Raw genomic sequence first — 11,095 nt, forward strand, 5'->3', positions numbered from 1 at the left:
ACCTCAGCGCGGCAGCGAGTTGACGTCCTTCTCCCAGCGAGCGATCAGCCGCTTGCGTTCGGCACTGGCGCCGTACTTGGCGTAGTCGTAGTCGATCATCTTGATCTTCTTGAAGTCCGGTACGTTGGTGTCGACCGGGGTCGCCTTGTTCGACGGCAGCTGGAACTGCTTGGCCGCGGCGCCGAAGGTCTGGGCCTGCGGCGTCAGCGCCCATTCATAGAACTTCTTGGCCTCGGCCAGGTTGCGCGCGCCCTTCACGATGCTCATCGATCCGATCTCGGCCCCGGTGCCTTCGGACGGCGTCACCGTCTCCACAGGAAAGCCCTGCATCCTTTCCTGCGGCGCATCGTGGACGAAGCTGATCGACACCGCGGTCTCGCCGCGCGCCACCGCCTTGATCGGGCCGGTGCCCGAGCGCGTGTACTGGCCGACGTTGCGGTGCAGCCCCTTGAGATAGTCGAAGGCCTTGTCCTCGCCCATCAATTGCACCAGCGTCGCGATCATGGTGTAGGCGGTGCCGCTGGAGGCCGGATTCGCCACCTGGATGTCGCCCTTGTACTCGGGCTTCAACAGGTCGGCCCAACTGCGCGGCACGGCCAGCTTCTTCTTCGCCAGCAGCTCGGTGTTGTAGCCGAAGCCCAGCGGGCCGGAGTAGATGCCGACCGTCTTGTAGCCCGACTGCTGGGCCTGCTGCTGGGCCCATGGGTAGAGCTGCGGCAGGCTGGGCGACTTGTACTCGAGCGTCAGGCCCGATTCGGCGGCTTGCAGGTGCGGGTCGCCGGTGCCGCCGAACCAGACGTCGGTCTTGGGGTTGTCCCGCTCGGCGATCAGTTGCGCCAGCGCCTCGCCCGAGCCCTTGAGCGCCATGTTGAGCTTGACGCCCGTGGTGCGCGCATACACCGTGGCGATCATGTTGCACCACTCGGCCTGCACCGAGCAGATGACGTTGACGGTCTGGGCCGACACGGCACCCGAAGCGCCCAGCAGCGCAGCCATGGTCGTCATGGCGAAAAGTTTCTTCATCAGCACCTCGTTCAGGAACAAAAAAGGCCCCCCGGGCCACATTTCAGCTTAGCGCGTACGCGTCGCTGCCGGATCGGTACAAGTACCATTCGCTGGCAAGCTTCATGCTCGGCTCTCCCCCAACCACACGGATGTATCCATGAGTTTCGACCTCGTCCTCTTTGGCGGCACTGGCGACCTCGCTTGGCGCAAGCTGATGCCGGCCCTGTTCCAGGCCTTCCGCCACGGCAGCCTGCCCGAGGGCGGACGCATCATCGGCGTGGCGCGCGACGACCTCACCGACGATGCCTACCGCGAGCTGATCCAGTCGCGCTTCGCCGCGGTCGAGGGCGCCAAGCGGCCGACGCCCGAGGAGTTCAAGAAGTTCGCCTCGATGCTGTACTTCCTGCGCATGGACCTGTCGAAACCCGAGGACTACGGCCGGCTTGCCGAACTGCTCAAGGCGCGCAATGCGGGCACGGTCGTGATGTACCTGGCCACCGCGCCGGGGCTCTTCTCGCAGGTGGTCGAGCAGATCGCCGCCGCCGGACTCAACGGCCCGCAGACCCGGCTGGTGCTCGAGAAGCCGCTGGGCCATGACCTGGCGTCGAACCGCGCAATCAACAAGGCGGTGCGCGAGGTGCTGTCCGAGCAGCAGGTGTTCCGCATCGACCACTACCTCGGCAAGCCCTCGGTGCAGAACCTGTTCGCGATGCGTTTCGGCAATGCGCTGTTCGAGCCGATCTGGCGCCGCGAGTACATCGCCAACGTCCAGATCACGATCGCCGAAGACCTCGGGGTCGAGAAGCGCGGCGCCTTCTACGACCAGACCGGCGCCCTGCGCGACATGGTGCAGAACCATGCGCTGCAGCTGGTCTGCGCGATCGGCATGGAACCACCGATCAACGCCCACGCCGACGCGATCCGCGACGAGAAGCTCAAGGTGCTGCGGGCGCTGAAGCCGTGGACCGCCGAGTCGATCGGGCTGCACGCGATCCGCGGCCAGTACGTGGCCGGCACGGCCTACGGCGAACGGGTGCCCGGCTACCGCGACGAGCCCGGCGTCGACCCCGAGAGCCGCACCGAGACCTTCGTCGCGCTGCGCACCGAGATCGCCAACTGGCGCTGGGCCGGCGTGCCGCTCTACATCCGCACCGGCAAGCGGCTGGCCTCGCGCGATGCGCGCATCGAGGTCAACTTCCGCGAGACGCCGCACGCGATCTACCGCGCCCCCACGAACGCGGTCAACAAGCTGGTGATCAACCTGCAGCCCAAGGACGGGCTCGAGTTGCACATGCTGGCCCAGGCCCAGGACAATCGCCAGCGCAACGGCAACCGGCATGCCGGTCCGCAGCTCGCACCGGTGCAGCTCGACCTCGACTTCGACAAGCGCTTCGGCACCGAGCGCGTGGGCGCCTACGAGCGGCTGCTGCTCGACGTCATCGACGGCCGGCTGAACCTGTTCGTGCGCAGCGACGAGCAGGAAGAGGCCTGGCGCTGGGTCGAGCCGCTGATCGACAGCTGGGCTTCGGATGGCGCGCCACGGCCGTATGCGGCTGGCACCTGGGGACCCAGCGCCTCCAGCGCAATGATCGCCAGGGACGGCTACGCCTGGGGCGAAGAACAGTAGCTCGCCCCCAGGTTGCCCTGCACTTCGTGTCAGGGCGCCCACCCCCTACCGGGGGCAACACCAGCGGCCCGGCGAAGCCGGTTCCGCGGTGTTTCACGAAGGGGCCTTGCTTCGCAGGCCACGGCGCGGCGTGCCGCCCGCTCAGTCCCTTCCTTCTTCGACGGCGTGGCAGGCGACCTGCACGCCGCGCAGCATCTGAAGCGGCGGCCGCTCGGTCCTGCAACGCTCGTTGGCCAAAGGGCAGCGCGGATGGAAGGTGCAGCCGGTGGGCGGGTTCAACGGGTTCGGCACCTCGCCCTGCACGGGCGTGCGCCGGCGGCCGGTGTGCTTCATCTGCGGGATCGCATCGAGCAGCATCCGCGTATAGGGATGCTGCGGCGAGGCGAAGAGCTGCTGCTTGTCCGCCACCTCGACCAGCCGCCCCAGGTACATCACGCCGACCTGGTCGGCCACATGCCGCACCACGGCGAGGTTGTGCGAGATGAAGAGATAAGTCAGACCCTGCTCGCGCTGCAGGTCCTTCATGATGTTGAGCACCTGCGCCTGCACGCTGACGTCGAGCGCCGAGGTCGGCTCGTCGCAGACCAGGAACTCGGGCTGGGTCGCCAGCGCCCGCGCGATCGAGATCCGCTGCCGCTGGCCGCCCGAGAACTGGTGCGGGTACTTCACCATGTCGAGCGGGCTCAGGCCGACCGACTTCAGCAGTTCGCCCACGCGCGCCTTGAGCGCCGGCCCCTCCTTCAGGAGGCCGTGCTCGCGCAGCGGCTCGCCGACGATGTCCTCGACGATCCAGCGCGGATTGAGGCTCGCATAGGGATCCTGGAAGATCATCTGGATGCGCCGGCGCAGCACTCGCCCCTCGGCGGCCTTGAAGGCCGCATGCGCGTCCTGGCCATCGAACTTCATGCCGCCGCGGCTGGGCTCGTACAGGCCGACCAGCAGCCGCGCCACCGTGCTCTTGCCGCAGCCCGACTCGCCGACCAGCGCCAGCGTCTTGCCGCGCTCGATCGAGAAGCTCACGCCGTCGACCGCCTTCAGCAGCACCCGCGGCTTGCGCTCGAGCACCCGGTTGAGCCAGGGCGGCGAGACATCGAAGCTCTTGGCCAGGTCGTAGGCCTGCACCAATGCCGTCATGGTGCACCTCCGTAAGCAGGCGAGGCGCTGTGCGCCTCGTGCAGCCAGCAGGCCGCGCGGGTCGCGCCGGCGTTGAACAGGTCGGGACGCTCCACCAGGCAATGGTCGAACACGCGCGGGCAGCGCGGGTTGTAGGCGCAGCCGCGCGGGATCGCATTGAGGCGCGGCATCGCGCCGTCGATCTGGTTCAGCCGTTCGCGGTCCATCGACATGTCAGGGATGGCGGCCATCAGGCCCGAGGTGTAGGGATGGGCGGGCTGATGGATCACTTCGTGCACCGGTCCGATCTCGGCCACCCGGCCCGCATACATCACGGCCACGCGGTCGCAGGTCTCGGCGATCACGCCCATGTCGTGCGTGATCAGCATCACGGCGGCGCCGCGCTCCTTGCAGATGCCCTTGAGCAGCTGGATGATCTGGGCCTGGATCGAGACGTCGAGCGCCGTGGTCGGCTCGTCGGCGACGATCAGCTTGGGCTCGGCCGCCAGCGCCAGGGCGATCACCACGCGCTGGCGCATGCCGCCCGAGAACTGGTGCGGGTAGTGGTCGATGCGCTGGGCCGCCGCCGGAATGCCGGTGTCCTGCAAGAGGCTGATGGCGCGCCGCCGCGCCTCGTCCTCGCTCACCGGCAGGTGCGTGCGGATGGTTTCGATCAGCTGCCGGCCGATCGTGTACAGCGGGTTCAGCGATGTCAGCGGGTCCTGGAAGATCGCGCCGATCTTGCGCCCGCGGATGTGGCGCATTGCCTCGTGGCCCAGGTTGTCGATGCGCTGGCCTTCGAGCAGGATCTCGCCCGCCGCCACGCGGCCCGGCGGCTCGAGCAGGCCGATGATGGCCGCGCCGGTGAGCGACTTGCCCGCGCCCGACTCGCCCACCACGCCGAGGATCTCGCCCGGAGCGATCTCGAAGGAGATGTCATCGAGCGCACGCAGGGTGCCGCGGCGGTGCGGGAATTCGACAACCAGGTTCTTGACTTGCAAAAGACTCATGTGCGGTGCCCCACCTTCAGCGCAGCCGGGGGTTCAATGCGTCGCGCAGCCAGTCGCCGAGCAGGTTCACGCTGAGTGCGATGAGCACCAGCATCGCGCCCGGAAACACCGTGATCCACCATTCGCCCGAGAACAGGTAGTCGTTGCCGACGCGGATGAGCGTGCCCAGCGACGGCGAGGTCGGCGGCACGCCGACCCCCAGGAAGGACAGCGTGGCTTCGGTGATGATCGCGGTCGCGACCTGGATCGTCGCCAGCACCATCACCGGACCCATCACGTTCGGCAGCACGTGGCGCACCATGATGCGCCAGGGCGAGACACCGGTCACGCGCGCCGCCTGCACGTATTCCTTGCTGCGCTCGACCAGCGTCGAGCCGCGCACGGTGCGCGCGTACTGCACCCAGCCGGTCATCGAGATCGCGACGATCAGCACGCCGAAGGCCACCGAGGTCGGCGCGTCGGGAAACAGCGCGCGACCGACGCCGGCCATCAGCAAGGCGATGAGGATCGGCGGAAACGACAGCATGACGTCGCACACGCGCATCAGGAAGGCATCGAGCCAGCCGCCCCAGAAGCCGGCCAGCAGTCCGAGCAGCACGCCGACCACGACCGAGAGCACCACCGACACCAGGCCGAAGATGAGCGAGATGCGTGCGCCGTAGATCACGGCCGAAAGAATGTCGCGGCCCTGGTCGTCGGTGCCGAGCAGGTATTTGGAAGTACCCTCCGCGCTCCAGGCCGGCGGCAGGCGCGCGTCACCGAGCTCGAGGACCGCGAGATCGAAGGGATTGTGCGGCGTCACCCAGCCGGCGAACACCGCAGCGAACAGACAGGCGAAAGCGATCGCAGCGGCCAGCATTGCGACCGGCGAACTGCGGAAACTGTGTCCGACATCGCTGTCGAGCCAGCGGGCTAGAGTTTTTTTCATCGAGGAGCGGAAAGAAGGGACCCGCTGACGCGGGCCCCCGGTCAGGCAGACGCCAGGCTCAAGGCTTGATGCTCATCCACTTGAAGTACATGAAGTTGTCGGCCAGCTGGGTCAGCTCGACCTTCTTGCTCACGCCCCAGGCCAGCGACTGCTGGTGCAGCGGCAGGTGGCCGACGTCGTCGGCATGGATCGCGAAGGCTTCCTTGATCAGTTCGTTGCGCTTGCCCTTGTCGCTCTCGGACTGGATCTTCTTGGTCAGCTCGTCGAGCTTGGGATTGCAGTAGGCGCCCAGATTGAACTGCCCGGTGCCCTTGTCGTCCGGGCACGCGGTCAGCGAGGACAGCGCGTTGTGCGCGTCGTAGGTGGTCGGGGTCCAGCCCAGCATGTAGAAGCTGGTGTCGCGGCGCAGGATCTTCGGGAAGTAGGTGCCTTTGGTCTCGGTCGCGAGATTGATCTTGACGCCGATCTTGGCCAGGTTCGACGCGATGCTCTGGCAGATCTGGCCGTCGTTCACGTAGCGGTCGTTCGGACAGTTCATCGTGACCTCGAAGCCGTTCGGGTAGCCGGCGTCGGTCAGCAGTTTCTTGGCGGCGTCGACGTCGTAGGGCAGGCGCTTGTCCTGCTCGGCGGTCCAGCCGTTGACGCCGGGGCCCACCAGCAGCGCCGTGGGACGCGAGGCGCCGCGCATCACGGTCTTCTGGATGCCGACGATGTCGATGGCCTGGTAGAAGGCCTGGCGCACGCGCTTGTCCTTGAACGGGTTCTTGCCCTTGACGCTGGAGTACTGCAGTTCGTCGCGCTTCTGGTCCATGCCCAGGAAGATCGTGCGCAGTTCGGGGCCGGTGATCACGCGTGCGTTCGGGCTCGCCGTGATGCGCGCGATGTCCTGCACCGGCACCGGTTCCATCACGTCGACCTGGCCGGACACCAGGGCAGCGACGCGGGTCGCGGGATTGGAAATGGGCGTGAAGATGACTTCCTGCGCGTTGCCTTCGATCTTGCCCCAGTAGGTGGCGTTGCGGGTGAACACCGTGCGAACGTCGGGCTGGCGTTCGCGCACGCGGAACGGCCCGGTGCCATTGGCCTTGAACGAGGCCGTGTTCTCGACGCCCTTTCGCTTGTCGACCGGCTTGGCGGCGCCGTTCTCCTCGCACCACTTCTTGCTCATGATCATGGTCAGGGAGATCACGTCGGGCAGGATCGGGAACGCGCCGGCGGTCTCGATCTCGACCGTATGGCTGTCGACCTTGCGCACTTCCTTGATGTCGCTCAGCGTGGCCTTCATGTCGGAGCCGTCGCCCTTGGCGCGTGCGAAGCTGAAGACCACGTCGTCGGCCGTGAACGGCGTGCCGTCGTGGAACTGGACGCCCTTGCGCAGTTCGAAGCGCCACACGTTCGGCGAGGTCTGCTTCCAGCTCGTCGCCAGCAGCGGCGCCAGACTGAGGTCCTTGTTGCGCCCGGTCAGCGTCTCGTAGACGTTGGCGGTCACGCTGAGCTGCAGCGATTCGTTGAGCGAGTGCGGGTCGAGCGACAGTGCATCGCCCTGGTTGGCGATCCGGATGGTTTGTGCGCCGGCCATCAGGCTCGCGGTCGCCAGCAAGGCCAGGATCGCGCCGGCGACCGTATTTTTCTTCAGACTCATGAGAAGCACTCCTCGGGTTGAAAAGACTCAGGATGCCGTCGACGAGACGGTCCTGGTTTCTGTTTTGCCGGCCTTGGCGGCCAGCGGCATGCCCTGCTCGACCAGGCCCGCGTGCAAGGCGGCACCCAACGGCAGGATCTCGTCGTTGAAATCGTATTTGCTGTTGTGCAGGAAGGCGCCGCCCCGGGCGTCCTGGCCGATGCGCAGATAGGCGCCGGCCTTTTTCTGCAGCATGAAGGAGAAGTCCTCGGCGCCCATGCTCGGCTCCATGTTGCGCTCGACGTTGTGCGCGCCCACCAGGGACTGCGCGACGTCGCCCGCGAACACGGCTTCGGGCGCGGTGTTGATGGTGGCCGGATAGATGCGCTCGAACTTCACCTGGGCCGTGGCGCCGAAGCCCGCGGCCACCGCGCTGCACAGTTCCGCCAGCCGGCGCTCGACCTGCTCCTGCACGCGGGAGCTGAAAGTGCGCACCGTCCCGACCAGCGTCGCCTTGCCCGGCACCACGCTCATCGCCCCGAGGTCGCCGGCCTGCACGGCGCAGATGCTGACGACCGCAGCGTCGATCGGCCGCACGTTGCGCGACACGATGCTCTGCACCGCCGTGATGATGTGGGCCGAGACCACCACCGGATCGACCGTCAGGTAGGCATGCGCGCCATGGCCGCCCTTGCCCTCGACCTCGATCGTGATGCGATCGGCGGCCGCCATCATCGCGCCGCGATTGATGCCGACCGTGCCGGCCGGCATGCCGGGCCAGTTGTGCATGGCGTAGACCGAGTCGACCGGGAAGCGGTCGAACAGACCATCCTCGATCATCACGCGGGCACCGGCGAAGCCCTCCTCGCCGGGCTGGAAGATGAGCACCGCGGTGCCGTCGAAGCTGCGGGTCTCGGCCAGGTAGCGCGCGGCACCGACCAGCATCGCGGTGTGGCCGTCATGCCCGCAGCCGTGCATCAGGCCGTGCTTCGCCGAGCGCCATTCGAAGTCGTTGTCCTCGCACATCGGCAGGGCATCCATGTCGGCCCTGAGGCCGATCATGCGGCCGCTGGCCGTGGAGCTGCCGCGGATCACGCCGACCAGGCCGGTCTTGCCGATGCCTGTGTGGATCTCGTCCACGCCGCAGGCCTTCAGGGCCTCGTGGACACGGCCCGCGGTGTAGATCTCCTCGAAGCCGAGCTCGGGATGCGCATGCAGGTCGCGCCGGAAAGCGGTCAGCTCCGGATAGAAGCGCGCGATGTGCGCGAAAGGCCTGCCGGCCGCCTGGAGTCGGGATTCAGTCATTTCGAAATTCTCTGCACATCTAGTGACCTCCCGCGTTGCCGATCCGCAACCGGGGGTCGACCACGAAGTAGAGCAAGTCGACCACGAGATTGATGATCACGAAGATCAATGCGATCAGGCACAGGTAGGCGGCCATCACCGGGATGTCGGCGAAGGTCACGGCCTGGATGAACAAGAGCCCCATGCCCGGCCATTGGAAGACCGACTCGGTGATGATCGAGAAGGCGATCAGCCCGCCCAGCTGCAGGCCGGTGATGGTCATCACCGGCACCAGCGTGTTCTTGAGCGCGTGGCCGAAGTGGATCGCGCGGTCCGACAAGCCGCGCGCACGCGCGAACTTGATGTAGTCGGCGCGCAGCACCTCGAGCATTTCGGCGCGCACCAGCCGCATGATCAGCGTGAGCTGGAAGATCGCCAGCGTGACCGCCGGCATCACGATGTGCATCCAGCCATCGGACTTCAGCAGGCCGGTGCTCCACCAGCCCAGTTGCACCGTCTCGCCGCGACCGAAGCTCGGAAACCAGCCCAGGTGCACGGCGAACACCAGGATCATCAGGATGCCGATCAGAAAGGTCGGCAGCGAGACACCGAGCAACGAAAGCGTCATGAAGACCTGGCTCATGAAGCTGCCGCGCCGGAGTGCGGTGTAGACGCCCATCGGAATGCCGATCGCAAGAGCCAGGACGGCGGCGACCAGCGACAGCTCCAGCGTCGCCGGGAAGCGTTCGCCGATCAGGCGCGAGACCTTGGCGCCCTGACGCAGGCTGAGGCCGAATTCGCCTTGTGCGGCATTGACCAGAAAGTGCCAGAACTGAACGAAGAAGGGCTTGTCGAGCCCCAACGCGGCGCGAAGCTCGCGGATCTGTTCGGGCTTTGCGTCCTGCCCCAGCAGGAAAACAACGGGGTCGCCCACGTACTGGAAAAGCAGGAAGGCGAAGAAGGCAACCGCGACCATGACGATCACGGCCTGAATCAGGCGGCGCAGTACGAAAGCAATCATTCAGCAGACGAAGTGTTCAACGATGCTAGCAGAGCAATCTGCGTGCCCGGGCGGGGGTTCCCCGGGGGTGCGGCTGTGCATTGCCGAAATGAAAAAAGCCACTCGACTTTCGTCGAGTGGCTTTCAAGACTTCCCATTGATGCTGGCTTACGCCAGCGTCAAATCAGAAAGCGTGACGGATACCGAGGTCGTAACCGGTCGAGTTCTTCGGGGTCGTCGGAACGTTCGTGGCCGTGTAGAAGGCCGGGCTGCCACCCATCGTCAGGTCAGCGCCGTCCTTGTTGTTGATGCGAGCCACCGTTGCGTACAGAGCCGTGCGCTTCGACAGGTTGTGCACGTAGCCGAGAGCGAACTTGTCAGCCTTCGGGTCCGGGAACACCTGGAAGAACTGGTTGCGCGCGCCCAGGGTGTCCTTGTACTTGACAGCCGAGTAGGCAAAGCGGATCAGGCCAGGACCGACCGGCACGGTCGCGCCGAGCAGCCAACCTTGTGCGCTGGGCTCAGACACGCCGAACACGCCGTTGATCGTCAGCGGAGCCGACTGGTCCAGCTTGATCTTCGCGTTCGAGTACTCACCGAACAGCTTCACAACGCCGAAGTCGTACGAAGCACCGAGGTTGAACGTATCGAGGTTTTGCGTGTTGCCGACGAAGAAGTTGCTGGCCACGGTGGACACACCGTAAGCAGCTGCGACATCGAGCGGGCCATTGGCGTAGCCAACGCGACCACCGACATAGCGGCCGGCACGACCGTTGATGGCGGGGACCGGAGTCGTCGTCAAAGCACCCGGATCGAAGGTCGTCTTCTCGTTGAAGGCGTACATGACCTGACCGTAGAAACCACCCAGGTTCGGCGGCAGGAAGTAGCCGACCGAGTTGCTGGCGCGGCTGTACTGGTTGTTGGCCGTGAAACCGCTGCTGGCGGCGCCGGCGCTGCTGTAACCATTGGCGGTCGAGATCAGGTTGGTACCCACGCCGTTGGTGCCGAACGGATCGAACACGGTGTCGTTCCAGAACGTCGGGGTGTAGTCGCGACCGAGGCGGACTTCACCGAAGTTGCCGGACAGGCTGACGGTCGAACGACGGTTGAATTGCAGACCACCGCCGGTAGCCGTGCCGGTGCCGTCGTCGTTGTTGATGCCGGCTTCGAGCCAGAAGCTGGCAGCCAGGCCACCACCGAGGTCTTCCGTACCACGGAAGCCCAGACGGCTGGAGTTGTAGCCCGAGCTGGTCAGCGCAGTCTTGCTGGTCGTGATGCTCTGGGTGCCGAAGATCGGCACGCCATTGATCGTGCCCACCTGCAGGGTGGCGTCGGTCTTGTTCGAGTAGCCGCTGATCGCAGCGTCAACCACACCGAACAGGGTGACGGACGACTGAGCCGAGGCAACACCGGCAACAGCCAGAGCAGCCAGGGCAACTAGAGATTTTTTCATTGCAAGTTTCTCCAAGGTTAAACATAGGGCTCCGGTGCGAAGGGCTCACCGTGA

The 11,095-nt window shown here is 66.0% G+C and carries 9 protein-coding genes; 1 reads left to right on the top strand and 8 read right to left on the bottom strand.

Going from position 1 to position 11,095, the window contains the following annotated elements; translation table 11 throughout:
• Positions 1-3: 3 nt before the first annotated feature.
• On the bottom strand, positions 4-1,023 hold the full coding sequence (locus AB4Z46_RS17620; RefSeq protein ID WP_442284807.1) for an ABC transporter substrate-binding protein: 1,020 nt from the start codon (positions 1,021-1,023) through the stop codon (positions 4-6).
• Positions 1,024-1,162: 139 nt separating this feature from the next.
• Here AB4Z46_RS17620 and zwf point away from each other — a divergent pair, with 139 nt between their 5' ends.
• The gene (gene zwf / locus AB4Z46_RS17625) at positions 1,163-2,632 is read left to right on the top strand and encodes a glucose-6-phosphate dehydrogenase (protein WP_442284808.1); all 1,470 of its coding nucleotides are present in this window, start codon (positions 1,163-1,165) and stop codon (positions 2,630-2,632) included.
• Between the two features lie 141 nt (positions 2,633-2,773).
• On the opposite strand, the gene AB4Z46_RS17630 is transcribed toward zwf, so the two are convergent.
• From AB4Z46_RS17630 to AB4Z46_RS17660, 7 genes are all read right to left on the bottom strand, one after another.
• Positions 2,774-3,766, bottom strand: a complete 993-nt coding sequence (locus AB4Z46_RS17630; protein ID WP_442284809.1) for an ABC transporter ATP-binding protein — start codon at positions 3,764-3,766, stop codon at positions 2,774-2,776.
• A complete protein-coding gene (locus AB4Z46_RS17635) occupies positions 3,763-4,755 on the bottom strand; it encodes an ABC transporter ATP-binding protein (RefSeq protein WP_442284810.1) in 993 nt (330 codons plus the stop codon). The genes AB4Z46_RS17630 and AB4Z46_RS17635 overlap by 4 nt, the downstream gene beginning before the upstream one ends.
• A gap of 16 nt (positions 4,756-4,771) precedes the next feature.
• On the bottom strand, positions 4,772-5,683 hold the full coding sequence (locus tag AB4Z46_RS17640; RefSeq protein WP_442284811.1) for an ABC transporter permease: 912 nt from the start codon (positions 5,681-5,683) through the stop codon (positions 4,772-4,774).
• Between the two features lie 58 nt (positions 5,684-5,741).
• Positions 5,742-7,325 (bottom strand): ABC transporter substrate-binding protein, encoded by a 1,584-nt coding sequence (locus tag AB4Z46_RS17645; RefSeq protein WP_442284812.1) that lies wholly within the window; start codon positions 7,323-7,325, stop codon positions 5,742-5,744.
• A 27-nt stretch (positions 7,326-7,352) separates the two neighbouring features.
• Entirely contained in the window at positions 7,353-8,609 is a 1,257-nt protein-coding gene (locus AB4Z46_RS17650; protein ID WP_442284813.1) for a M20 aminoacylase family protein, read from the bottom strand.
• Between the two features lie 19 nt (positions 8,610-8,628).
• Positions 8,629-9,609 (bottom strand): ABC transporter permease, encoded by a 981-nt coding sequence (locus tag AB4Z46_RS17655; RefSeq protein WP_442284814.1) that lies wholly within the window; start codon positions 9,607-9,609, stop codon positions 8,629-8,631.
• A 163-nt stretch (positions 9,610-9,772) separates the two neighbouring features.
• Positions 9,773-11,041, bottom strand: coding sequence for a porin (locus AB4Z46_RS17660; RefSeq protein ID WP_442284815.1), 1,269 nt, complete (start codon positions 11,039-11,041; stop codon positions 9,773-9,775).
• Between the last annotated feature and the right edge of the window lie 54 nt (positions 11,042-11,095).

Origin of the sequence: Variovorax sp. M-6, from assembly GCF_052114385.1 — a bacterium.
In the GTDB taxonomy this organism is placed as follows: Bacteria; Pseudomonadota; Gammaproteobacteria; order Burkholderiales; family Burkholderiaceae_C; genus Variovorax.

Excerpts from the sequence above, each read along its gene's own strand:
- AB4Z46_RS17620 (WP_442284807.1), bottom strand. The coding sequence starts at position 1,023 with ATGAAGAAACTTTTCGCCATGACGACCATGGCTGCGCTGCTGGGCGCT.
- zwf (WP_442284808.1), top strand. The coding sequence starts at position 1,163 with ATGAGTTTCGACCTCGTCCTCTTTGGCGGCACTGGCGACCTCGCTTGG.
- AB4Z46_RS17630 (WP_442284809.1), bottom strand. The coding sequence starts at position 3,766 with ATGACGGCATTGGTGCAGGCCTACGACCTGGCCAAGAGCTTCGATGTC.
- AB4Z46_RS17635 (WP_442284810.1), bottom strand. The coding sequence starts at position 4,755 with ATGAGTCTTTTGCAAGTCAAGAACCTGGTTGTCGAATTCCCGCACCGC.
- AB4Z46_RS17640 (WP_442284811.1), bottom strand. The coding sequence starts at position 5,683 with ATGAAAAAAACTCTAGCCCGCTGGCTCGACAGCGATGTCGGACACAGT.
- AB4Z46_RS17645 (WP_442284812.1), bottom strand. The coding sequence starts at position 7,325 with ATGAGTCTGAAGAAAAATACGGTCGCCGGCGCGATCCTGGCCTTGCTG.
- AB4Z46_RS17650 (WP_442284813.1), bottom strand. The coding sequence starts at position 8,609 with ATGACTGAATCCCGACTCCAGGCGGCCGGCAGGCCTTTCGCGCACATC.
- AB4Z46_RS17655 (WP_442284814.1), bottom strand. The coding sequence starts at position 9,609 with ATGATTGCTTTCGTACTGCGCCGCCTGATTCAGGCCGTGATCGTCATG.
- AB4Z46_RS17660 (WP_442284815.1), bottom strand. The coding sequence starts at position 11,041 with ATGAAAAAATCTCTAGTTGCCCTGGCTGCTCTGGCTGTTGCCGGTGTT.